24 protein-coding genes are annotated in these 22,617 nt (G+C 71.8%); 11 read left to right on the forward strand and 13 right to left on the reverse strand.

Annotated elements, in window-relative coordinates; translation table 11 throughout:
- Window positions 1-6 precede the first annotated feature (6 nt).
- From RBR11_RS06985 to RBR11_RS06995, 3 genes are read right to left on the reverse strand one after another with little or no spacing between them, the layout of a single operon-like run.
- Window positions 7-915: an SDR family NAD(P)-dependent oxidoreductase gene (locus RBR11_RS06985; protein ID WP_308488598.1), complete on the reverse strand. Its 909-nt coding sequence runs from the start codon at window positions 913-915 to the stop codon at window positions 7-9.
- Window positions 864-2,084 carry an acetyl-CoA C-acetyltransferase gene (locus tag RBR11_RS06990; RefSeq protein WP_308488599.1) on the reverse strand — a complete coding sequence of 407 codons (1,221 nt, stop codon included), beginning with the start codon at window positions 2,082-2,084 and terminating at the stop codon, window positions 864-866. The genes RBR11_RS06985 and RBR11_RS06990 overlap by 52 nt, the downstream gene beginning before the upstream one ends.
- On the reverse strand, window positions 2,081-2,902 hold the full coding sequence (locus RBR11_RS06995; protein ID WP_308488600.1) for an SDR family oxidoreductase: 822 nt from the start codon (window positions 2,900-2,902) through the stop codon (window positions 2,081-2,083). The genes RBR11_RS06990 and RBR11_RS06995 overlap by 4 nt, the downstream gene beginning before the upstream one ends.
- A gap of 62 nt (window positions 2,903-2,964) precedes the next feature.
- Here RBR11_RS06995 and RBR11_RS07000 point away from each other — a divergent pair, with 62 nt between their 5' ends.
- On the forward strand, window positions 2,965-3,807 hold the full coding sequence (locus tag RBR11_RS07000) for an SDR family NAD(P)-dependent oxidoreductase (protein WP_308488601.1): 843 nt from the start codon (window positions 2,965-2,967) through the stop codon (window positions 3,805-3,807).
- Window positions 3,804-4,313 carry a nuclear transport factor 2 family protein gene (locus RBR11_RS07005; RefSeq protein WP_308488602.1) on the forward strand — a complete coding sequence of 170 codons (510 nt, stop codon included), beginning with the start codon at window positions 3,804-3,806 and terminating at the stop codon, window positions 4,311-4,313. The genes RBR11_RS07000 and RBR11_RS07005 overlap by 4 nt, the downstream gene beginning before the upstream one ends.
- A 31-nt stretch (window positions 4,314-4,344) precedes the next feature.
- Here RBR11_RS07005 and RBR11_RS07010 read toward each other — a convergent pair whose 3' ends face one another.
- The 4 genes from RBR11_RS07010 to RBR11_RS07025 form a co-directional block, all read right to left on the reverse strand.
- The gene (locus tag RBR11_RS07010) at window positions 4,345-5,085 is read right to left on the reverse strand and encodes an ABC transporter ATP-binding protein (protein WP_308488603.1); all 741 of its coding nucleotides are present in this window, start codon (window positions 5,083-5,085) and stop codon (window positions 4,345-4,347) included.
- Entirely contained in the window at window positions 5,078-6,898 is a 1,821-nt protein-coding gene (locus tag RBR11_RS07015; RefSeq protein ID WP_308488604.1) for a branched-chain amino acid ABC transporter ATP-binding protein/permease, read from the reverse strand. The genes RBR11_RS07010 and RBR11_RS07015 overlap by 8 nt, the downstream gene beginning before the upstream one ends.
- 1 nt (window position 6,899) lies before the next feature.
- On the reverse strand, window positions 6,900-7,757 hold the full coding sequence (locus RBR11_RS07020; protein ID WP_308488605.1) for a branched-chain amino acid ABC transporter permease: 858 nt from the start codon (window positions 7,755-7,757) through the stop codon (window positions 6,900-6,902).
- Window positions 7,758-7,845: 88 nt separating this feature from the next.
- Window positions 7,846-9,060, reverse strand: coding sequence for an ABC transporter substrate-binding protein (locus RBR11_RS07025; RefSeq protein ID WP_308488606.1), 1,215 nt, complete (start codon window positions 9,058-9,060; stop codon window positions 7,846-7,848).
- A 148-nt stretch (window positions 9,061-9,208) separates the two neighbouring features.
- Between RBR11_RS07025 and RBR11_RS07030 the strand changes: the two genes are divergently transcribed.
- Complete coding sequence (locus RBR11_RS07030; protein WP_308488607.1) at window positions 9,209-9,988, forward strand: SDR family NAD(P)-dependent oxidoreductase; 780 nt, start codon at window positions 9,209-9,211, stop codon at window positions 9,986-9,988.
- Between the two features lie 44 nt (window positions 9,989-10,032).
- Here RBR11_RS07030 and RBR11_RS07035 read toward each other — a convergent pair whose 3' ends face one another.
- From RBR11_RS07035 to RBR11_RS07045, 3 genes are all read right to left on the reverse strand, one after another.
- Complete coding sequence (locus tag RBR11_RS07035) at window positions 10,033-10,890, reverse strand: SDR family NAD(P)-dependent oxidoreductase (RefSeq protein ID WP_308488608.1); 858 nt, start codon at window positions 10,888-10,890, stop codon at window positions 10,033-10,035.
- Complete coding sequence (locus RBR11_RS07040; RefSeq protein ID WP_308488609.1) at window positions 10,887-11,477, reverse strand: PadR family transcriptional regulator; 591 nt, start codon at window positions 11,475-11,477, stop codon at window positions 10,887-10,889. The genes RBR11_RS07035 and RBR11_RS07040 overlap by 4 nt, the downstream gene beginning before the upstream one ends.
- A gap of 89 nt (window positions 11,478-11,566) precedes the next feature.
- Complete coding sequence (locus tag RBR11_RS07045; RefSeq protein ID WP_308488610.1) at window positions 11,567-12,328, reverse strand: glucose 1-dehydrogenase; 762 nt, start codon at window positions 12,326-12,328, stop codon at window positions 11,567-11,569.
- Between the two features lie 163 nt (window positions 12,329-12,491).
- Between RBR11_RS07045 and RBR11_RS07050 the strand changes: the two genes are divergently transcribed.
- The 6 genes from RBR11_RS07050 to RBR11_RS07075 all read left to right on the forward strand — a co-directional run bounded on the left by RBR11_RS07050 (window position 12,492) and on the right by RBR11_RS07075 (window position 17,938).
- Window positions 12,492-13,433: an alpha/beta hydrolase gene (locus tag RBR11_RS07050; protein WP_308488611.1), complete on the forward strand. Its 942-nt coding sequence runs from the start codon at window positions 12,492-12,494 to the stop codon at window positions 13,431-13,433.
- Window positions 13,430-15,052 carry a flavin-containing monooxygenase gene (locus RBR11_RS07055; RefSeq protein WP_308488612.1) on the forward strand — a complete coding sequence of 541 codons (1,623 nt, stop codon included), beginning with the start codon at window positions 13,430-13,432 and terminating at the stop codon, window positions 15,050-15,052. Before RBR11_RS07050 ends, RBR11_RS07055 begins: the two co-directional genes overlap by 4 nt.
- 85 nt (window positions 15,053-15,137) lie before the next feature.
- A complete protein-coding gene (locus RBR11_RS07060; protein WP_308488613.1) occupies window positions 15,138-15,881 on the forward strand; it encodes an SDR family NAD(P)-dependent oxidoreductase in 744 nt (247 codons plus the stop codon).
- Window positions 15,878-16,312 (forward strand): acyl-CoA thioesterase, encoded by a 435-nt coding sequence (locus RBR11_RS07065; RefSeq protein ID WP_308488614.1) that lies wholly within the window; start codon window positions 15,878-15,880, stop codon window positions 16,310-16,312. The genes RBR11_RS07060 and RBR11_RS07065 overlap by 4 nt, the downstream gene beginning before the upstream one ends.
- Window positions 16,309-16,728 (forward strand): nuclear transport factor 2 family protein, encoded by a 420-nt coding sequence (locus RBR11_RS07070; protein ID WP_308488615.1) that lies wholly within the window; start codon window positions 16,309-16,311, stop codon window positions 16,726-16,728. Before RBR11_RS07065 ends, RBR11_RS07070 begins: the two co-directional genes overlap by 4 nt.
- Window positions 16,729-16,741: 13 nt before the next feature.
- Window positions 16,742-17,938, forward strand: coding sequence for an NADH:flavin oxidoreductase/NADH oxidase (locus RBR11_RS07075; RefSeq protein ID WP_308488616.1), 1,197 nt, complete (start codon window positions 16,742-16,744; stop codon window positions 17,936-17,938).
- On the opposite strand, the gene RBR11_RS07080 is transcribed toward RBR11_RS07075, so the two are convergent.
- The gene (locus RBR11_RS07080) at window positions 17,923-18,678 is read right to left on the reverse strand and encodes a hypothetical protein (RefSeq protein ID WP_308488617.1); all 756 of its coding nucleotides are present in this window, start codon (window positions 18,676-18,678) and stop codon (window positions 17,923-17,925) included. The two genes, RBR11_RS07075 and RBR11_RS07080, sit on opposite strands and share 16 nt — an antisense overlap.
- 48 nt (window positions 18,679-18,726) lie before the next feature.
- Window positions 18,727-19,764 carry an MBL fold metallo-hydrolase gene (locus RBR11_RS07085; RefSeq protein WP_308488618.1) on the reverse strand — a complete coding sequence of 346 codons (1,038 nt, stop codon included), beginning with the start codon at window positions 19,762-19,764 and terminating at the stop codon, window positions 18,727-18,729.
- Window positions 19,765-19,872: 108 nt separating this feature from the next.
- Here RBR11_RS07085 and RBR11_RS07090 point away from each other — a divergent pair, with 108 nt between their 5' ends.
- Window positions 19,873-21,303 (forward strand): MFS transporter, encoded by a 1,431-nt coding sequence (locus tag RBR11_RS07090; protein ID WP_308488619.1) that lies wholly within the window; start codon window positions 19,873-19,875, stop codon window positions 21,301-21,303.
- Window positions 21,300-21,794, forward strand: a complete 495-nt coding sequence (locus RBR11_RS07095) for a nuclear transport factor 2 family protein (RefSeq protein WP_308488620.1) — start codon at window positions 21,300-21,302, stop codon at window positions 21,792-21,794. The genes RBR11_RS07090 and RBR11_RS07095 overlap by 4 nt, the downstream gene beginning before the upstream one ends.
- A gap of 24 nt (window positions 21,795-21,818) precedes the next feature.
- Here RBR11_RS07095 and RBR11_RS07100 read toward each other — a convergent pair whose 3' ends face one another.
- The gene (locus RBR11_RS07100; protein ID WP_308488621.1) at window positions 21,819-22,574 is read right to left on the reverse strand and encodes an enoyl-CoA hydratase/isomerase family protein; all 756 of its coding nucleotides are present in this window, start codon (window positions 22,572-22,574) and stop codon (window positions 21,819-21,821) included.
- Window positions 22,575-22,617 lie beyond the last annotated feature (43 nt).

Here is a 22,617-nt window from a genome sequence, read left to right on the forward strand (position 1 = left end):
TCCGGCTCAGACCCAGCGCGGACGCGGCGAGGCGAGCAGTCCGACCGGCGCGATCGCCTCGGCGAGGACGCCGTCGAGCGCCGCGGCGACCGCCGCCGCGTCCCAGCTCTCGCGCTGGGCGACCGAGGACAGCTGAGGCGGATCCATGAGCCCGAGCCGCCGCCCGTCGAAGCGCACGATCTGGCCCGTCATCGGCGCGGAGGCCGCGCTCAGCAGGTGCACGACCGCGGGCGCGACACTCTCGGGCCTGCCTCCGGGGAAACGTGCGCTGGCGGAGCTCTGCACCGACATCGCCGTGTGCGCGAGCGGCGCGATCGCGTTGCAGCGGATCCCCGCGTCGGCCCCTTCGAGCGCCCACGCGTAGGTGAGGGACATCACGGCCCCCTTGGTCGCTCCGTAGAGCGAGAGGCCCGCGAGACCCTGCAGCGCCCCCGACGCGACCGTCACGATGCTGCCGCCGGTGCCGGCCGCACGCATCGCCCGCATCGCCGCGGTCGCGCCGTGGACGACGCCGGCCACGTTCGTCGCGAGCATCTCCGCGACATCGACGGCGTCGACGTCGACCGCGTCACCGGAGCGCATCAGCCCGGCGTTGGCGACGAATCCGTCGATGCGGCCGAACGAGGAGACGCACAGCGCCGCCAGTTCCTCCGCCGCCGCAGGATCCCGCACGTCGTGCCGCAGTGCGATGGCGCGGCCTCCGGCCCCGCGGATCCGGGCGGCGACGGCTTCCGCGGCGGTCCCGTCGAGGTCGGCGACGACCACCCCGGCCCCCGCCTCGGCGCAGGCCAGCGCGTAGGCGCGCCCGAGGCCGGCCGCCGACCCGGTGATCGCGACGGCCGCCCCGTCGAGCGGACCCGCGGTCAGCTCAGCCTCTCCAGCACGAGCGCCATGCCCTGGCCCCCGGCCACGCACATCGTCTCGACGCCGAACTGCGCGTCGCGCTCCTGCATCGCGTGGATGAGGGTCGTGGTGATGCGGGCGCCGGTCATGCCGAACGGGTGGCCGAGTGCGATCGCACCGCCGTTCACGTTCACCCGGTCCGGATCGATGCCGATGTCGTCGATCGAGGGCAGCACCTGCGCCGCGAAGGCCTCGTTGATCTCGAGGAGGTCGATGTCGGAGATCGACAGCTTCGCGTGGCGCAGCGCCTGCGCCACGGCGCCCACGGGGCCCAGGCCCATGATCTCGGCGCTCAGCGCGGAGACGCCGGTCGAGACCACCCGGGCGAGCGGGGCGAGGCCCAGCTCCCTGGCCCGGGTGTCGCTCATGATCACCAGCGCCGCGGCGCCGTCGTTGAGGGGACAGCAGTTCGCCGCGGTCACGGTGCCGTGCGGGCGGAACACCGGCTGCAGTCCGGAGACGCTCTCCAGGGTGACGCCCGCCCGGGGGCCGTCGTCGGCCGAAACGACGGTGCCGTCGCCGAGCGTCACCGGGGTGATGTCCCGATCCCAGAAGCCGCGGGCCTTCGCCTCCTGCGCGAGCCGCTGGCTGCGCACCGCCCACTCGTCCTGCGCCTGCCGGGAGACGCCGCGGAACTGCGCGACGTTCTCGGCCGTGTCGCCCATCGAGATGTAGATGTCCGGCAGCTCGCCGCGGGTGCGGGGATCGGCCCAGGTCGACGTCGGATCCTCGGCCAGCGCACGGGTGCGCTCCGCCGCCGCGGCGTACGCCGGGTGCTTCGTGTCGGGCATGCCGTCGGCCTTGCCCAGGCCGAAGCGCGAGACCGTCTCGACGCCCGCCGAGATGAACACGTCGCCCTCGCCCGCCTTGATCGCGTGCAGGGCCATGCGGGTGGTCTGCAGCGACGAGGAGCAGTAGCGGTGCACGGTCGTGCCCGGCACCGAGTCCAGCCCCAGCTGCAGGCCGATCTGGCGGGCGATGTTGTAGCCCTGCTCGCCGGCGGGCTGGCCGCAGCCCACCATCATGTCGTCGATCGTGGCGGGATCCAGCTCGGGCACCTGGTCGAGCGCCGCCCGCACCATCTGCACGGCGAGGTCGTCGGCGCGCATGTCCTTGAGCGAGCCCTTGTTCGCCCGGCCGATCGGCGAGCGGGCGGCGGATACGATGACCGCTTCGGTCATTTCTGGTCTCCTTCATGGTCGCTGCCACGGCCTCCGCCGTGGCGAGGGAAGACGGTCGGGGCGTCGGGGGTGTGCACGAGGAACGCGGGCCACTCCCCGCCGCCGTCCACCGGGACCACCGCCCCGGTGATGTGTCCCGCGAGCGGCGACGCGAGCAGCACGCAGGCGTCGCCGATCTCGGCCGGGCTCGCCAGGCGTCCCCGCGGGATCGTCTCGGCGATGCGCTCGTAGGTCGCGGCGTCGCCGTAGTGCTCGGCGGCGCCCTCGGTCGCGACGAGCCCGCAGCTGACCGCGTTGACCCGGACGTGCGGCGCCCACTCGGCCGCGAGGCTCTGCGTCAGGCTCTCCATGGCCGCCTTGGCCGCGCCGTACACCGCGGTGCCGGGGCTCGGGCGGCGTGCGCTGATCGAGGTCACGTTGACGAGGGATCCGCGGCTCGCGCGCAGGTGCTCGAGTACCGCGCGCGACACGAACGCGGCGGAGAGGAAGTTGAGCTCGGTGATCGCCCGCAGGTATCGCGGCGAACCGTCCTCGAAGCGGCCGAACGGCGAGCCGCCGGCGTTGTTGACGACCACATCGAGGCGCCCGCGGCGCTCCATCACGTCGGAGATCCAGCCGTCCACGGCCTCCGGATCGCGCACGTCCACGGGGCGGAAGACGACGCCGGGGGCGAGGGAGGCGGCATCGGGCTCCGTGCGACCGCAGATCTCGACCTCGGCACCGGCCGCGAGGAACCTGTCGACGATGCCGGCGCCCACGCCTCGTCCGCCGCCGGTGACGAGGACGACCCGGCCGGTCAGATCGATGGTCACGCTCACTGGATCTCCTCGCGTCGTCGCGGTCTCTGGTCACCTTACCAAACAAATGCTAGTTTTGGTGCATGGAGCAGCGCAGCGCAGCGTCCCCCGGCAGCCCCGACCGCACCGCCGTCGTCACCGGCGGCGGAGGAGGGATCGGCGGCGCCGTCAGCCGCCGCCTCGCCCGCGACGGTCTGCGGGTGATCCTCGTCGACGTCGACGCGGAGGGCGCGGCCGGCACGGCGGAGCGCATCCGCGGCGAGGGCGGCAGCGCTCTCGCACTCGTCGGCGACATCACGCGCGACGAGACGGTCGAACAGCTCGGGGCGCTGATCGACGGCGAGACCGCGGACGGGATCGAGGTGCTGGTCAACAACGTCGGGGACTTCCGGCCCGCCCGCGCCGTCTTCCACAAGAGCTCCCCCGACCAGTGGGAGGCGCTGCACCGGATCAACCTGCACCACGTCTTCGCGGTGAGCCACCTCGTCATCCCCGCGATGATCGCCCGCGGCGATGGCGCGATCGTGAACGTCTCCACGGTCGAGGCGTTCCGCGGCATCCCCGGCAACGCCGTCTACTCGGCGTACAAGGCCGGGGTGAGCGCGTTCACGAAGAGCCTCGCCGTCGAACTCGGCCCGAGCGGGATCCGGGTGAACGCCATCGCGCCGGATCTCACCGACACCGCGCAGACCCCCGCCGATGCGATGCTCGAGGGCCGGGATCCCGCGCTCGTCCGGTCCTGGGTGCCGCTGGGGCGGTTCGGGTCCCCCGACGACCACGCCGAGGTCGTGTCCTTCCTGGCCTCCGATGCGGCCCGCTTCGTCACCGGGCACACCATCCCCGTGGACGGCGGCACCCTCGCCGCATCGGGCTGGTACGGGCGCACCGCGACCCGCGGCTGGACGAACCGCCCGGACGGCGCATGAGCGAGGCGGAGGACCGGGCCGCGATCCACCGGCTCGTGCTGGAATACTGCCGCGCGGTCGATCGAGGGGACGACGCCGGCGTCCGCGCCGTGTACGCGCCCGACGGCGTCGACCACCACACCGGGTTCTCCGGGCCCGCCGACGACTACGTCGCCTGGCTGCGCGAGCGCATCGCGGTCTTCGACGGCACGATGCATCTGGTCGGCAACCACCTGGCCGAGCTGAACGGCGATCACGCGGTCGCCGAGACGTACGGCACCGCGGTGCACTGGGGTTCGCCGCACGACGATCCGGCCCGCAACTTCACCAGCGGGTTCCGCTATCTCGATCACCTGCGCCGGGACCCGGAGGGCTGGCGGATCGTCGAGCGCTTCGCGGTCCGGGAATGGACCCGTTCCGATGCCGGGCGGATCGTCGCGCCCGAGGGGCCGGGACCCCGCGGCAGCAGGGGCCCGGGGGATCCGCTGCACGCGCTGCGGGCCCGGATCCTGCCGCCGGGCGCCTGACCTCGGCCCGCCGGGGACGCCGGCGGATGGCTCAGGCCGCGGACTCGGCGTCCGGTCCGCCGAAGTACGCCTTCTGCAGGTCCTCCAGGGTGACCGTGTCGGCCGCTCCGGCCAGCACGGTGCGCCCCATCTCGATGACGCTCACGTCGTCTGCGATCGCGACCGAGTCCTGCACCGCCTGCTCGACGAGCAGGATCCCCATGCCGGTCTCCTTCAGCGCGTGCACGCGCTCCATGACCTCCTTGACGATCACCGGGGCCAGACCCTGGCTCGGCTCGTCGAGGATGAGCAGTCTGGGCTTGGCCATCAGGGCCTGCCCGATGGCGAGCATCTGCTGCTGGCCGCCGGACATGCTCGCGGCGGTGAGGGAGCGCTTCTCGCCGAGGATCGGGAACAGCTCGTAGATCTCCCGCACCGCGCGGTCCAGTGCGCGCCGGGCCTTGCCGGTGGACATGCCGCCGAGGAGCAGGTTCTGCTCGATGGTGAGCTCGTGGAACACGCGCTTGCCCTCCTGGACGTACGACATGCCCCGGCCGACCCGCTTATGGGCGGGCACGTCGCCGAGGGTCTCGCCGCGGTAGCGCACGGTCCCACCCGAGGCCCGGTTCAGCCCGGTGATCGCACGCAGCGTGGTGGTCTTGCCCGCGCCGTTGCGACCGAGCAGAACCGTGATGCCGCCGGCGCGCACCGTGAGCGACACGTCGCGCACGACCTTCAGGTCGCCGTAGCCGGTCTGCAGATGCTCGACCTCGAGCAGGATCTCATCAGTCATCGTCGCCTCCGTGTGCGGTCGTCACGTCCTCGGGCGTCACGCCCAGGTACTCCTGCATCACGCGCGGATCGCTCTCGATCTCGGCCGATGTGCCGTGCGCCATGACCTTGCCCTGGGCGAGCACGTAGATGTCGTCGGAGAGGCGCAGCACCAGCTGGAAGTTGTGCTCGACCAGGACCACGGTCATCCCGGCGTCGCGGAGGCGCGTGATGAGCGAGGCGAGAACGTCGAGCTCGTCCTCGTCCAGACCGGAGGCGACCTCGTCGAGGAGGAGCACCTTGGGGCCCCCGACCAGGCTGCGGGCGACCTCGAGCAGGCGGCGGTTGCCGAGCGGCAGCGCGGTGGCGAGCTCGTGGCGGTGGGCGCTGAGGCCCACGAGGGCGAGAGCGCGCTCCGCCTCGAGCCGGTCCTCGCGGCGCACCCGCCGGAACACCGGCAGCCGCAGGACGGCGCCGAGGATCCCGACGCGGTCGCGGGCGTAGCGGCCGGACTCGACGGTCTCCAGGACCGTGAGCTTCTCCGGAAGGTTCGGGGTCTGGAAGGTGCGCGAGACGCCGGCCCGGGCGACCCGGTACGAGGGGAGCCCGCTGATCTCGTGGGCGTCCAGCGTGATCGCCCCGGAGTCGGTCCGGTAGAAGCCGGAGATCATGTTCAGCAGGGTGGTCTTGCCGGATCCGTTCGGGCCGATGATCGCGGTGACCGCACCCGGCCGGGCGTCGACGCTGACCTCGGTGAGCGCCTTGTTCCCGCCGAAGGCCTTCGAGACGTCGGAGATCCGGAGGTGCGCACCGCTCATCTCGGGGATCTCGGCCTCCGCCGCCGGGGCCTCCTGCACGCCGGTCACACGCCGCGCCGCGGCATCCGCCCGACGGATCAGGGACCAGGCGAGGCCCGACAGGCCGCCGGTGAACAGCACGCCGCCGAACAGCAGGAAGGCGCCCGTGATGATGAGGCCGTACTGCTGGAAGTTCGTGGCCTGGTTCATCCCGAACTGCAGGACCGCCGCGCCCACCACGGCGCCGTAGATGCTGGAGGATCCGCCGAAGATCGACGCCGCGAGGACCGTCATCGCGAAGGAGAACGAGAACGCCTCCGGCGAGATGAACAGGTCGAGGTTGGCGAACATGACGCCGGCGATGCCGGCCGGCAGCGCACCCAGGGCGTACGCGGTGAGCTTCGCGCGGAAGACGGAGATCCCGATCGACGAGGCGAGGACGGGGCTCTGCTTGAGGACGCGCAGCGCCGTGCCGTGGCGCGACACGACGACGTTGCGCATGACCGCGAACCATCCGATCACGAGCGCGATGATGATGACGTAGTACGCGGACGGGTCGATCATCTCGCCCGCGAAGGTCGGCGGCGCGATGCCGGCGAGGCCGTTGCGGCCGCCGGTGACGCCCTTGAACATCGACAGCACGTCGGGGACGAGCAGGATCAGGAAGAACGAGGTCATGGCGAGCGACCAGCTGCCCAGGCGGAGCCCGGGGATGCCCGAGATCAGGCCGACGATCAGCGCGGCCGCCGCACCGGCGATCAGCTGCAGCCAGATCTCGGTGATCCCTGCGGCGCCGATCATCCCGGCGGTGTAGGCACCGGCGGCGTACATCGCCACCTGGCCCATCGCGAGCTCGCCCGCGTAGCCGAGGGACAGGTTCATCCCGGACACGATCAGGGCCATCAGCAGCGTCAGCTCGACCTGCCGGATCACGGGATAGTCGGTTCCCACGGACGGCAGGGCGATCAGCGCGACGCCGATGATCAGCGGCCACACCCAGCCGGGCACGGCGCGGAGCTTCAACCAGAACGCGGCCATGTCAGACGGCCCTTTCCTTGCGGCGGGCGAACAGGCCCGTCGGCTTGACCATGAGGATCACGATGAGCACGAGGAAGATGCTGAGGTTCGCCGCGTCCGCGCTGATGTAACGCGCGGCGAGCGCCTCGGCGAGGCCGACGATGACGCCGCCGGCCAGCACGCCCCAGAGGGATCCGAACCCGCCGATCGCCAGCACGACGAAGCCCTTCAACGCCAACGAGGCGCCGAGCGTGGCCACCGCGTACGTCTTCGGCCCGACGAAGACGCCGAGCGCGCCGGCGAGGATGCCGGTGAAGACGAACGCGAAGAACGCGAACCGGCGGACGTTGACTCCGCGCAGCTGTGCGGCCTCGCGGTCCTCGCTCATGCCGAGCAGCGCGATCCCGGTCAGGGTGCGCTTCGCGTACTGCGTGAGCGCGAGCACCACCACGACGACGAGGACGATGAGCGCGAGCTCGACGGGGTAGACCCGTCCGCCGAAGACCGTGAGCACCTTGTCGCCGGCGAAGAACGGGACGTTGAGCGGCTCGCCGCCCCAGATGACCTGCGCGATGCCCTCGATGATGATGGACGCGCCGAGCGTGGTCACGAGGATGTTGTGCGGATCCTTCACCGGACGGATCGCGATCCGCTCCTCGAGCGCGGCGATGCCGCCCACCACGACGCCCGCGATGATCGCGACCATCCACCACTCCAGGTGCCAGGACACGGTGCCGACGTAGGCGATGAAGCCGCCGACCATCATCAGGGAGGCCTGCGCGAAGTTGAACGTCTTCTGCGAGAGGAAGACGATGTTGTATCCGACCGCGACCAGGGCGTAGACCGCCCCGAGCGCGAGTCCGGACCAGATGATCGTCATGGGTTCGGGTCCTTTCGCGGTCCGCCCGCTGTTGCGAGGCGGCCCCGGGCGCCGGATCGCGCTCCGAGGCCGCCTCGGCGTCGTGTGCTTACTGGAACTGGCCGTCCACGAGCGGCCCCGGCGAGATGAAGAGGAAGTCGCCGGGCTTCACGTGCGGGGTGTGGGAGTCTGCCGTGAACGCGTACTCCGACAGGATCGCAGTGCCCGCGGACTTCTGCACCTTCGGGTCGATGAGCGCCTTGGAGATCGCGGCGGCGTCGAACTTGCCGGCCTTCTCGGCGGCCGCCTTGACGAGGAACATCGAGTCGTAGTTGTACGCCAGGATCAGCGACGACTTGATGTCGCCGGCCTTCTTCATCTGCGCGACGGCGTCGTTGACCGCCTTGTCCTTGGCGTCGTGCTTCGTGCTCGTGAAGACCTGCATGGTCAGGTTCTTCACCGCGGACGTGCCGAGCACGCCGGTGGGCGGCGCGGTGGCGATGAGACCCGTCGCGGACACCGAGGTGTTGCCCATGATCGGGATGTTCCAGCCGAGCTTCTCGATGCCCTGGAGCACGTAGCCGAGCGGGGCTCCGTACGCGTCGAGAACCAGCACGTCGGGCTTGCCCTGCTGCAGCGCCTCGATCTGCGGGGTCATGTCGAGCGCCGCGATGTCGTAGCCCTCGTCGCCGGTGACCGTCATGCCCGCCTTGGCGAAGGAGTCCTTCGTGACCGTGCCGAAGAGCTCGCCGTATGCGCTCGAGCCGTGCAGGATCGCGACCTTCTTGACCTTGCGCTTCTTCATCTCCTCGGCGAACGAGTTGATGTAGTCGGGCACGCCCGCGGAGAGGTCGAAGTTGTAGGGGTTCTTCTTCGGATCCCCCGACGTCACCGTCGGACCGATGTCGAAGGAGAGGACCTTGTTCTGCGTCACGATCGGCATCATGGCCTCGGTGACCGTGGACGGCCCCGAGTTCAGGACGACGTCGGGCTTGTCCTTGCCCGCCATCAGCTCGCGGAGCTTCGTCACCGCGACCGTCGGGTCGCCGGTGTCGTCCACGACCTGGATCTGCACCTTGCGGCCGAGGATGCCGCCCTTGTCGTTGATCGCCGCGACCGACGCCTGCGCCGACGTCACGGACGTCGTCGCGTTGTTGGCCAGGATGCCCTTGGCGCCGATACCGCCGAGGACGACGACCTTGATCGGCGTCGAGTCTCCGCTGGCGGCGGGCTTCGCGTCCGCCTGACCGCCGGAGCAGCCCGCGAGGGCGAGTGCGGAGATCGCGAAGGCTGCGACCGTTGCTGTGATTCGGGTGCGTCGCACGAGTCGACCTTTCTCGTCATTGAGGAGGAACTACCAAACGCTTGCTCAAGAGCATGCTCCAGAGAGTCTGGCACATTCCCGCGGAGGGGACAATACCAACCATGCATTTGCTTGGTATTGGTCGTTCCGCACTGCTACCGTCCTGGTCATGACGACCCACGAGCTCCCCTCTCCCGTCGACTTCCTCGACCGCCGCGGCGTCGCCGTCGTCACCGGCGGCTCCGGCGGCATCGGCGCCGCGATCGTACGACGACTGGCCGCCGGCGGCGCCCGCGTCGTCGCGACGTACCGTTCGCATCGCCCGGACGGACTCTTCGACGATCTCGGCGACGCCGTCATCGGCCGTGCGCTCGACGTCGGCGACGAGACCGCGGTGCACGAGCTCTTCGACGAGATCGCGACGGCGCACGGCGGAGCGCACACCCTCGTGCACGCCGCCGGGCCGCACGTGCCGATGGTGCACCTCTCCCGCGTCTCCCCCACGCAGTTCGCCCGCCAGGTCGAGGCCGACCTGGTCGGGTTCTTCACGGTCGCGCACGCCGCCCTCCCCCTGCTGCGGGCGTCCGCGGGATCCATCGTCGCCGTCACCACCGCCGCGACCCGCCGTCACCCCGCGCGCGACGGCCTGTCCGCGGCCCCCAAGGGCGGCGTCGAGGCTCTGGCCCGCGGACTCGCCGCGGAGGAGGGCCGCTACGGGGTGCGCGTGAACATGGTCGGACCCGGGATGCTCGCCGACGGCATGTCCGCACGGCTGCAGGCGAGCGGAGACCTCGACGACCGCGCCCTCGCGGTCGCGACCGCGAACATCCCGCTGCGCCGCTTCGGCGCCTCGGCCGACATCGCCGAGGCGGTGGCGTTCCTCGCCTCCGACCGGGCCGCGTTCATCTCCGGGCAGAAGCTCGACGTGGACGGCGGCTACGGGGTCTGACCGCCCGGCGGCGTGATCCTGGCCTGCGGACACCCGATCGCGGGTCAGACCGCCGTGCGGCGCTCGACCGGCGCGGTCCGCGCGATCAGCTGCTCGCCGCGCTCCCGCATTATGCCGGCGCCCGTCTCCGGCTGGGGCAGCAGGTAGAACGCGCCCGCCGCGGCCTGCGCGAAGGTCTCCGCCGCCGCCTCGGCGGGCGTGAGCCCGGTGGCGAGGAGCCGGCGCATCGTCTCCCGCTCCTGCTCCGCGGAGGCGACGTCGCCGGTGTCGACCATGCCGGTCGCATCGAAGATCCCGGTCCTCACCGCCGCCGGCAGGACCGCGGAGACCCGGATCGGCGCCCCGACCCGCTCGAGGTCGACCTTGAGCGCCTCCGTCATCCCGAGCACCGCGTGCTTGCTCGCGATGTACGGGGCCTGCCCCGAGATCGTCTTCACCGCCGCGACCGAGGCGACGTTCCAGATCGCGGCCGCGCCACCGGAGGCGATCATCCGGGGCACGAAGGCGCGGATCCCGTGGAACACCCCGCTGACGTTGATGTCCAGGATCCGCCGCCAGTTCTCCAGCGGCGTGTCCCACAGAAGGCCGAGCTGCTCGACCCCGGCGTTGTTGACGAGCAGGGTCACCGGGCCGTGCGCGAACGCGGCCTCGGCGAGCGCCTCGACCTGATCCGGGTCGCGGACGTCCGTCGGCACGGCCCAGGCCTGCGTCCCCTCCTCCATGAGCGAGCGGGCCACGCGATCCGCGTTCGACGCGTCCACGTCGGCGATGACGACCTTCATGCCGAGCCCCCCGGCGTGACGGGCGAGTCCCTCGCCGATGCCGCCGCCGGCCCCCGTGATGACCGCGAGCCCGCCGGCGAAGACGTCCTCCGGTCGTGTGCCCGTCGTCGCTGCGCTCATGCGAACCCTCCCCGTTCCAGCTGCTCCCGCAGCCATTCGATCTGGGCCGCCTCGTCCCGCAGGGACCGGACCGACCATTCCAGCGCCAGGGCGGAGAACGCCCAGCCCGGCACGTCCACGGCGTTCTGCTGATGACGCTCGGCGCGCTCCGCCCGGGCGAGCAGCTCCTCGCGGTGCGCGTCCAGCACGCCCAGCAGCCGGGCGACGTCGCCGTTGTGCGCCGCCCACACCCGCAGCAGGATCGGGTGCTTCAGCACGACCGGATCCGGATCCATTCGGTCCGCCCAGTGCCGCATGCCCTCGCGTCCGCGGGGGGTGATCTCGTACAGCCGCCGGCTCTTCGCCTCGTGCGTCTGCTCGACCCGGGAGACCACGAGGCCGAGGTCCTCCAGGCGCCGCAGCTCGGTGTAGATCTGGCTCTGCGACGGCGCCCAGTAGAAGAACGCCAGGCTCTGCTCGGCCCAGCGCTTGATGTCGTACCCGGACAGCTGCTCCCCGAACGAGAGGATGCCGAGCACGGCCCAGCTGGTCGCGGGCATGCCCTCCAGGTCGGCGACGGCTCCGGGCGCTGCGGGATGGTCGGGCATGGCTCTCCTCGCATCCGCTCCGGCGATCCGCACCGGAGCATGACTGTCCGCCATATCCTCGCCCAGATCGGCGACGAGGGCGATCGCCGTCACGGCGCCACCGGCGTCCGCCGCCCGACGTAGTCGGCGATGCCGGCGGTCTCGCCCCCGTCGATGACGAACTCAGCCCCCGTGCAGTAGCGCGACTCGTCGCTCACGAGGAACAGCACCAGGTCGCTGACCTCCTCGGGCTCGCCGACCCGCTTCAGCGCGACGTGGGTCTGGGAGTCGTCGACACCGTCGATGATGGGCGTGCGGACGAGGCCGGGATGCACCGAGTTGACGCGGATCGCGTCGGGGCCGAGGTCGAGCGCCGCGGTCTTGGTGAGCCCGCGCACACCGAACTTCGACGCCGTGTACGCGGCGATGTTGCGCATGCCCTTGAGTCCCGCGACGGAGGAGATGTTGACGATCGAACCGCCGCCGGAGGCGCGCAGCGCGGGCACGCTCGCGCGGATCCCGTAGAAGGTCCCGGTGAGGTTGACGGCGATGATCCGGTCCCAGCCTTCCAGAGGGTATTCGTCGACCGGCGCGCTGGCGGCGATCCCCGCGTTGTTCACGAGCGCGTCGAGTCGGCCGAACGTTTCCCGCGCCGCGGCGACGGCCGCCTCCCAGGCGGCGTAGTCGGCGACGTCCAAGGGCACGTCGATCGCGGCGGGACCCAGCTCCGCCGCGAGACCGGCCGCGTCCTCGCGGAGCACGTCCCCGAGCACGACGCGCGCACCCTCGCTCACGAACCTCCGCGCGTGCGCGGCGCCCATCCCCCGCGCCGCACCGCTGATCAGCACGACCTTGCCGTCCAACCGAGCCATCTTCCGGACCTCCTCGTCCCGCGCTGGGCACGGACCCGTACCGGCGCGAGTCGTTTCTAGCATCCCGATCCGCGGAAAAACAAGCGCTTGACCAAGCGCCGGCGACCGTGCCAGAGTACGGAAAGCACTATGACTGTTAGTCATATCGATCGAAGGAGATCGAATGGACGAGACCACGCGGATGCTCGATCTGCTCAACGAGGTGTTCCCCGACATCACCACGATGCCGCCGCTCGAAGCGCGGGCCGTCGTCGACGCCCGGGTACGCACGCCGGCCAACCTCGACGCGGTCGCCTCGGCAGAGGATCACGTCCTCGGCGGGCCCGGCGCCACGGTGCGGATCCGCGTCTACCGTCCGCACGAGCCCCGTCCGGTGCCCGCGACCGTGTACCTGCACGGCGGTGGATTCCTGCACGGGTCCATCGAGAGCCACGACGGGTTCTGCCGGGAGTGGGCGCGCGGAACCGGATCCGTCGTCGTCTCCGTCGACATGCGCCTCGCGCCCGAGCACACCGCCCCGGCGCCTGCCGACGACGTCCTGACCGCGATCGACACCGTGACGGCCTGGGGGCTCGACGAGGGCCGCGGCATCGTCGTCGCCGGGGACAGCTCGGGCGGCAACCTGGCCGCGGTCGTCGCCATCGCCCTGCGCGACCGCGGCGACTCGCCCCTGGTCGGGCAGGTCCTCGCCTATCCGTTCCTGGATCCCACCACCTCCCGCGCCTCCTACACGACGCGCGCCGAGGGCTACTTCGTGACCGCGCGCCAGCTGCGCTACTACTGGTCGACGTACCTCGGCGCAGATCCGGCCGAGGTCGCCTCCGACTGGCGGATCGCCCCCGCGCTCGCCGCGACCCATGAGGGCCTCCCGCCCGCCATCGTCATCACCGCCGGCCTCGACCCGCTCACCGACGAGGGCGCGGCCTACGCGCAGACGCTCGTCGCCGCCGGGGTCCCGGTCGTGCACCGGCACTACCCCGACCAGTTCCACGGCTTCCTGACGATCCCCGGATACGGCCCCGGCATCGCGGCCTCGGGGATCCTCTGGTCCGACTTCGCCCGCACCTTCCGCACCGCACCCACCCTCGAGGAGGTCGCCCGATGAGCGACAGCACGACCGTTCACGACATCGTCGTCGTCGGAGCCGGCTACGCCGGCATCTACACCACCATCCACGCCGCGCAGGCGGGCCTGGACGTGATCGGCCTGGAGGCCGGCGCCGACATCGGCGGCACCTGGTACTGGAACCGCTTCCCGGGCGCCCGCTGCGACGTGGAGAGCATCGACTACTCGTACTCGTTCGACAAGGACCTGCAGCGGCAGTGGCGCTGGAGCGAGCGCTACGCCACGCAGCCCGAGATCCTCCGCTACCTCTCGCACGTCGCCGACCGCCACGACGTGCGACGGCACTACCGGTTCTCCCAGCGGGTCTCCCAGGCCCGCTGGGACGAGGACGCCCAGGTCTGGACCGTGCGGACCGAACAGGGGCTCGAGACGAGCGCGCGCTGGCTCGTGATGGCCAGCGGCTGCCTGTCGACCCCGATCCTCCCGGATCTGCCCGGGCGCGAGTCCTTCGCCGGCGACGTCTACCAGACCGCGGCCTGGCCCCACGAGCACCCGGACTTCACCGGGAAGCGCGTCGCGGTGATCGGATCGGGCGCCTCCGCCGTGCAGTCCGTGCCGATCTTCGCGGAGAGCGCGGCCGAGGTCGTCGTCTATCAGCGCACGGCCAACTACAGCGTGCCCGCCTTCAACCGGCCGCTGACCGACGAGGACTGGCGGGCCGCGCAGGAGGACTACGACCACCGCCGGGAGCTCTCCTGGAACGGCCTGGCGGGTTCCCCGTGGACCAGCCACCCGGTCCCGTACGACGAGGTGCCCGAGGAGGAGCGCGAGGCGATCTTCGAGGAGGCCTGGCTGCGCGGAGGGGTGCTGTTCGCCAAGGCGTTCCAGGGCCTCACCGCGCGGCAGGAGATCAACGACGCCGCCCGCGAGTTCTTCGAGCGCAAGCTCGCCGAGATCGTCGAGGATCCGCAGACCCTCGCCGACCTGACCCCGCACGGGTACGCGATCGGCACCAAGCGGATCTGCACGGACTCGGGGTACTACCGGTCGTTCAACCTTCCGCACGTGTCGCTCGTGAACCTCCGTCGCGATCCGATCGTCGAGGTCGGCCCGAGCGGGATCCGCACGGAGTCGGGCCTGCGCGAGTTCGACGTCATCGTCTACGCCACCGGGTTCGACGCCATGACCGGCGCACTCACCCACATCGACATCCACGGCCGCGACGGGATCCTGCTCCGCGACGCTTGGGCCGAGGGGGCCGTCAACTACCTCGGGATCGGCGTGCCCGGCTTCCCCAATCTGCTCACCCTCAACAGCGCGGGCAGCCCCAGCGTCCTGTCGAACATGGCTCTGACCTCCGAGCAGCAGGGCGACTACGCGCTGCGGCTGATCGCGCACTGCGCCGCACAGGGCTTCACCTCGGCGGAGGTGCGCGCGGACGCCGCGCAGGCGTGGATCGAGCACGGCGCCGAAGTCGCCTCGGGATCGCTGTTCAGCAAGACGGACTCCTGGTACTCCGGCGCGAACATCGCCGGCAAGGCGCGCGGTTTCCTGCCGTACATCGGCGGCTTCCGGCCGTACATCGACCGGGTCGACCGGATCGCGGACGAGGGTTACACCGGTTTCGTGCTGAGCACCCGCACCGCGGTCCCCGCCTGACACCCGGGGAGCCGTCTGCCTCTGGCGGACGCGGGCGGATCCGGCTACCATCGGACAAAGCAAATGCTTGGTTGATTGGAGCATCATGGACGATGCACGCTTCGGATTCCGCCCCGGCGGCACGATCCTCGTGACGGGGGCCGGCAGCGGGATCGGGCGCGCGACCGCCCTGCGCGCCGCGCAGCAGGGACTCCGGGTCAGCGCCTGGGACATCGCCCCCGACGGGCTCGCCGAGACGGTGCGCCTGATCACCGAGGGCGGCGGCCTCGCCCGGCCGTGGGTGGGCGATGTCACGGATCCCGCCGTCGTCGCCGACGGCCTGGACGACGCCATCGCCGCGCTCGGCCCGATCGGCCTGCTGCACAACAACGCCGGACCGCCGTCGAGCGCGAGCCTGAGCTTCGAACGCGCCCTCGAGCTGTGCGTCGGCAGCGTCCGCCGCATGACCGCCGCCTGGGCCGAGCGCGGGCCGGGCGAGGGGGCCGCCATGGTGGTGACGACCTCGGTCGCGGGAAACCTCGTCGGCACGGACAGCGACTGGTACTCGGCGGCCAAGGCCGGGCTGATGGGCTATGTCCGCCACCTCGCCGCCCATCGCGCCGCCGAGTTCCGCAGCAACGGCGTGGCACCGGGCATGACCGACACGCCCCGACTGGCCGGCTTCGCCGCGAGCCCGATGGGAGAGCGCGTGCTCGGGCGGATCCCGCTGCGCCGGATGGCCTCTCCCGACGACATCGCGTTCGCCACGCTCTTCCTGCTGTCGCCCCTCGCCGGCTACGTGAACGGCGTCTTCCTCCCGGTCGACGGCGGCTGGACGGTGACGCAGTGACCGGCGCCGGTCCCGTCCTGCACAGCGCGCGACACCGCCTCAGCTACGCCGACACCGATCCTGCCGGCATCCTCTACTACGCAGCGTGGTTTCCGAAGATGGAGGCGCTGCAGACCGAGTTCCTCTACCTTCAGGACCTGCGGCAGGACACTCTGCTCGACCGGTTCGGCTGGTGGACGGTCTCCCGCGCGACGCGCTGCGAGTACGTCGCCGCGGCACGGCTGCTCGAGGAGTTCCGCATCGACCTGAGGCTCGGGGAGGTCGGCACGACATCGTTCCGCTTCGATTTCGACATGCGCCGACTCGGGGACGAGGTGCAGGTCGCGCGCGCGTCGAACACCGTGGTCACGGTGTCGGCCGATCAGCGCCCGGTGCCGCTCCCGGCGGAGCTGCGTGCTCGGCTCGACACCTGGCGACAGGCCGGCGCATGAGCGTGGACGACCGCGTCGAGATCGCCATGCTCATCGCACGCATCGCACAGCTGGCGGACGACGGCTCCGTCGGCGCCTACCTCGACTGCTTCACGACGGACGCGGAGTGGGAGCTCGCCGACGCGAGCGGGATCGGGCTCGAGGTGCAGACGAGACGCGGTCGCGCGGATCTCGAGGCCGGAGTCCGCGAACGGCGGCGGCAGGGGATGCAGGGCCCCGGAAGCCGTACGAGGCACGACGTCTCGACGATCGCCATCGCCGTGGACGGCGATCGGGCCTCATCCCGCGCGTACTACCGCTACTACCTCGACACCCACGCGACGCCGCGGCTGGCGACGATGGGCGTGTACGACGACGCGTTCACGCGCGGCCCCGACGGCTGGCGCCTCGCACGCCGCACGATCACGCGAAGCTGAACGGATCCGGCCGATGGAGAACACCGACGTCCTGCGCGCGCCCCTCGTGGTCGGCCCGATCGAGCTGCCGCATCGTCTGGCGGTCTCGCCGATGTGCACGTACGCGGCGGCCGAGGGGTTCGCGACCGACTTCCATCTCGTGCATCTCGGTCGGCTCGCCCTGGGCGGCGCGGCCCTCACGATGGTCGAAGCCACGGCCGTGGAGCCGCAGGGGCGCATCTCGCACCACGACCTCGGCATCTGGAGCGACGATCACGTCCCGGGGCTGCGACGCATCGCCGACTTCCTGTCGACGCACGGCTCGATCCCCGGAATCCAGCTCGGTCACGCCGGCCGGCGCGCCTCCGTCCGCGAGCCGTGGCGCGCGGGCGCTCCGCTGGACGACACGGATGCCGCCGCGGGGTACGCGCCCTGGACGGTCGAGGGGCCGTCCGCCCTGCCTGCCGGGCCCGGATGGCCCACGCCCGACGCCCTCGACGAGTCCGGGATCCGCCGCAGCATCGCCCGCTGGGTCGAGGCCGCGGAGCGCGCCGTCTCCGCCGGGTTCCGCATCGTCGAGCTGCACGGGGCGCACGGCTACCTCCTGCACGAGTTCCTGTCACCCGTCGCGAACGCGCGGACGGACGCCTACGGCGGCGATGCGGAACGGCGGATGCGCTATCCGCTCGAGGTCGTCGCGGCCGTGCGCGAGGCGGTCGGCACGAACGCGGCGCTCGCCTACCGCCTCTCCGCCGTGGACGGCGTCGCCGGCGGCCTCACCGTCGAGGAGACCGCCGTCTTCGCGCGGCGCCTGCAGGATGCCGGCGTCGATCTCATCGACGTGTCCTCCGGCGGCGTCTCGACCGATCGATCGATCGAGACGCGCGTCCGCCGCGGCTTCGCCTTCCACGCGGACTTCTCCCGCCGCATCCGCGAATCCGTCGACGTGCCCGTCGCGACGGTCGGACTCGTCGTCGAGCCCGAACAGGCACGCCTGCTCGTCGCATCCGGCGATGCCGACCTGATCCTGCTCGGGCGCACGGTCCTCGACGACCCGAACTGGCCGCACCACGCGATGCGACGTCTCGGCGACGCCTCGTTCGAATCGTGGGACGTGCGCTTCGGCAGCGCGCTGGGCCCGCACGCGGCGCTGATCGAGCGCCTGGGCGCGGCCGGCGAGACCCCGCTGTCCCGATTCCGCCCGCAGGCGGACGCTCACAGACCGGGGTAGGCGAACGGGTCGATCGCCGCGGCCGTCGTCGCGAGCAGACGCTCCCCGACGGCGGGTGCGGAGGCTTCGACCTCGAGCAGGCGCCGGGAGGCCTCCCCGGGGTCGCCGTCGAGGTACACGAGTCTCACGCGCATGCTGCCGGGGCCGCGTTCGGGGGACTCCTCGAACGGCAGCGAGGAGTGTCGCTGGGGGTGGCTGTACGAGAACGTCCACACCCCGGCGACGCCCTCGACGTCGAGGATGCCGGGGATCAGCGTCCGATCCTCGTACTCATGCGCGGCGTGCACCTCGGGGGTGTGCGGGTCGTCGAACCGCGTCACGACGACCCGCACACCCCTGTTCGGACGGAACGGCAGGACGTCCGGGGCCACCAGCGCGGACGGCGCGGCGTATCCCTTGACAGGGCGGAAGAAGGCGAGCAGAGGCCGGCGCACCCCCGGGATGATCGGACCGCGGCCCCACTGGAAGGACGCCTCGCCGAGCGCGTCCCACGCGGCGACGGATGCGTCCACCGGGGAGCGGAACCAGTACATGGCGACGTAGTCGGTGCCCGCGAACCCGGGATCCGCGGCATTCCCCGCGGCCGCGTCGTCGATCACGGCCCACCGCTCGCCCCACGCGACGCCGGGCAGGGCCAGGTTCTCCGGCCTGTGGTCGAACAGATGCCAGCGGTTGTAGGCGCCATGCTGCGTCGGATCCGTCAGTTCCACGAAGGAGAAGAACGCCAGCTCTGCGAACATGCTCCCATACAAGCGCTTGCTCGGTTGCTCGTCAAGGGCGGGATCCGTTCAGCCCTCCCGGGCGAACAGCCCCTCGGCTCGCCCCGTGCGCACCAGTTCGAGATGCATCGCCGTCTGGCGCAGCGCGGAATGCAGGGAGAACCCGCGCAGCTGAGCCCACCCTCCGGTCCAGGTCATCCGGCGGGCGTACTCCCAGATCGGCGCGTCGCCGAGCTCCGGCAGCAGCGCGGCGACCTCCCGGGTGCGCCGCAGGTGGTGCCGCACGATCTCGGCACGACGCACCCCCAGGCCGCGGTAGCGGAACTCGTGCCCCGGCAGCACCTGCAGGTCGTCGTAGGGTGCGAGCCGGTCGAGGGAGTCGATGAGCTCGGCCAGCGCCTGCTCCGGACGGAGCGTGCCGATGCCCACGCCGGAGTAGATCCGCGGCAGCACGTGGTCGCCGACGTAGATCAGGCCACGGTGCTCGTCGACGAGGCAGACGTGCCCGCCGGTGTGACCGGGCGTGGTCACGACCCGCAGTGCGTGGCCCGGAAGGTCCACCGCGTCGCCGTCGCGGAGCAGCCGATCCGGATCCAGATCCGCGACGAGCGCGGGGCGGTCGAATTCCGCACGCAGGTCGTCGCGGCGGTCCTCCGGCACCCCCCAGGCCTCGAGCCGCAGATCGTAGCTCGCACGGTCGCGTCGCTCCCCCGCGGTCTCCTGCGCGAGCACGAGCCGCTCGTCCGCGGAGAACATCACCGCGGCACCGGTCTCGTTCCGGATCCGACCGCACAGACCGAGGTGGTCCGGGTGGAAGTGGGTGGCGATCACGGTGCGCACGTCCGCCATGCGGCGGCCGATCGTCGCGAGCGCGGCCGACACCGCGTCGAACGCGTCGTCACCGGGCCAGCCCGGATCGATCAGGTGCACGCCGCCGTCGGCCGAGAGCAGCGCGTAGCCCAGCGTGCTGGGCAGCATCCCGCCAGGGATCGGCACGGCGAACGCCCAGACGTCCGCGGCGACCTCCTCGGGCGCGGAGTGCTCCCCGCGGTCCCAGGCCGTCTGCTGCACGGTACTGAGGGAACGGATGACGGCTTCGTCGCTCATGCACCCGACCCTAGCAATTGCTTGGTTTCTTGCCAATCGCCGTCTAAGCTACCAAATAAGCGCTTGCTTGCTAGGTCGAGGCGACGGCGCGACGACGACAGGAACGTGATGACGCGAGCGCACGGCGGCGGGATGAGCATCGCGGTGCTGGCATTCGCGGGGATGCTCTCGTCACTGCAGTTCACCCTGATCGTCCCCGTGCTCCCCGACATCCCCGCCGCTCTGCGCGTCGGCCCCGACGATGCCTCGTGGCTCGTGACGATCGCGCTGCTCACCGGCACGGTCGTCACACCGGTGTTCGGCCGCCTGGCCGACGTGCACGGCCGGCGGCGGATGCTGCTCGTCTCACTCGTCCTGCTCGCGGCGGGATCGGCCCTCGCCGCGATCTGGAACGTGTTCCCCGCCGTGCTCGTCGGGCGGGGCCTGCAGGGCACCGCCACGGCGATCGTGCCGATCGGCATCAGCCTCATCCGCGAGACGACGAACCGGGAACGGGCGAACCTCGGCGCCGCGCTCATGAGCGGGACGATCGGCATCGGCTCGGCGCTCGGGCTCCCCCTGTCCGGTGTTCTGGCGACCCTCGGCGGCCTGCCGCTGCTGTTCGGATTCTCGGCGGTCGCCGCCGCCCTCTTCCTCGGGCTGGTCCTGGTCTTCGTGCCCGCCTCGGCGCAGCGGTCGCCTGGTCGCTTCGACGCCGTGGGGACCGTGCTGTTCGCGGCTGCCCTCGCGACGGCGCTCGTCGTCGTCTCGAAGTGGCTGACCTGGGGGCAGGACGCGCCGTGGGCGATCGCGGCGCTCATCGCGGCCTCCGCCCTCGCGACCGCCGCCTGGATCCCCTGGGAGCTGCGCAGCACGAGCCCCGCGATCGACCTCCGCCTGGCGATGCGACCCCGGGTCCTGCAGATCAACCTCGCGTCGCTGCTGCGGTCGTTCGGGATGTACGCCAACCACCTGCTGACGATGCAGGAGGCGCGCGCGCCGGTGGAGACGGGCGCAGGGCTGGGCATCCCCACCCTCGGCGCCGGCCTCATGCTGCTGCCGGGGGCCGCCGTCATGATCGTCGTCGCGCCGTTCGGCGCGCGGCTGCTCACCCGCCTCGGCCCGCGCACCACGCTGGCGCTCGGCGCGGCGGTGATGTGCGCGGCTTTCGTCTTCCGCTTCTTCGCGCACCAGAGCGCGATCACCGTGCTGCTGGGGACCCTGTTCGTCGGGACCGGCACCGCGCTGTCCTTCGCCGCGATGCCCGTGCTGATCATGGACGCCGTGCCGGCGGCCGCCGCGACCTCCGCCGTCGCGGTGAACGCGCTGGTGCGCTCGGTGGGCGGGGCCGTGGCCAGCGCAGGACTCGCGGTGCTCATCCTCGCATTCGGCGCCGCAGGGCACCCCGACTTCGTCTCCGCGACCGGTCTCTCCGGGGCGCTGCTCGGGGTCGCCGGGCTGTGCGCCGTCGGGGCGCTGATCGCGATCGCCCTGCCTCGCAGCGCCGACCGCAGATTCGACCGCGTCGCGTTCGACCGCCTCGAGAAGGAGCTCTCGTGAACGACATCGAGATGCGGCTGCGCGCCGCGGAGGACCGGCTGGAGATCCTCGAGCTCGAGGGGCGCTACGCGCGATCCTTCGACGACCACGACGGCGACTCCTGGGCGGCGCTGTTCACCGCGGACGGGATCTACCGGTCGCGCAGCGTCGACGGGCAGCCGCCGGCGACGTTCGTGCAGGGCACGGACGCGCTCCGCGACTACTGCACCTCGGCGCCGTTCCGCGGGATCCACCTGTTCCACCTGCCGCAGCTGACGATCGACGGGGATACCGCCGTCGGGCGGATCCACCTCGAGTACCACGGCGAGTGGACGGAGGATCCCGGCAGCCCGGTCCTGCATCTCGTCGGCTTCTACGACGCGTCCTACCACCGCGTCGACGGCGCCTGGCTGCTGGCTCAGCGGGTCACCACGGCGTACTCGCGGACCCTCCGCACGGGCTTCGGCTATCTGCCGGGCACGGGGCTGACCTCGGGCGGAGACCTCGACTGACCCCGCGCCCCGCGCGGATCGGCGTCAGTCCGGGCGCCGGAAGGTGAGGGAACGCTTGGCGAGAAAGGCCTCCCGAGCGAGGGCGTACTCCGGCGAGTCGAGCAGAGCGCCCTGCACCGCCAGCTCGGCGTCCAGCGACCGCTCGAGGGTCCCCTCGGCCGCGTCCCGCAGCAGGCGCTTCGACGCGTACGCCGCACTCTGCGGGGCGTCCAGGATCCGGTCCGCGTAGAACCCGACCCGCTCGTCGAGCGCGTGCTCCGGCACCGCCTCGGCGATGAGCCCCCAGTCGGCGGCCTGCGCCGCCGGGATCCTCTCGCCGCCCAGGACCATCCGCGTCGCCCTGACGCGCCCGACCAGTTCGACGAGAGTGCGGGTCGCGCCGCCGTCGGGGACGAGCCCGATCGGCAGGAAGGGCATGAGGAAGAACGCGGCCTCGGAGGCGACCACGAGGTCGCAGGCGAGCGCGATCGAGGCGCCGACGCCGGCGGCCGGACCCTGCACCCGCGCGATCGTCACGGCGCGCGCCTCGGCGATGGCGCGGACGACGCGGGCGGCGACCACGACGGTCTCGGCGTCGACGGTGCCGGAGAGGTCTGCGCCGGTGCAGAACGCCCGCCCCTCGCCTTCGAGCACGATGACGGACGGCGCGGCGGCATCCGCGGAGCGGATCGCGTCGGCCAGCGCGGCGAGGTCCTCGGTGGACAGGGCGTTCAGACGGGACGGCTTGTTCAGCCGTACGACCGCGCGGTCGCCGATCTGCTCCTGCGAAACGATCTGCATGCGGATCCTCCCTCGACCATCCGAGCATACCAACCAAATGCTT

The organism is Microbacterium capsulatum (genome assembly GCF_030865425.1).
Taxonomy (GTDB): domain Bacteria; phylum Actinomycetota; class Actinomycetes; order Actinomycetales; family Microbacteriaceae; genus Microbacterium; species Microbacterium capsulatum.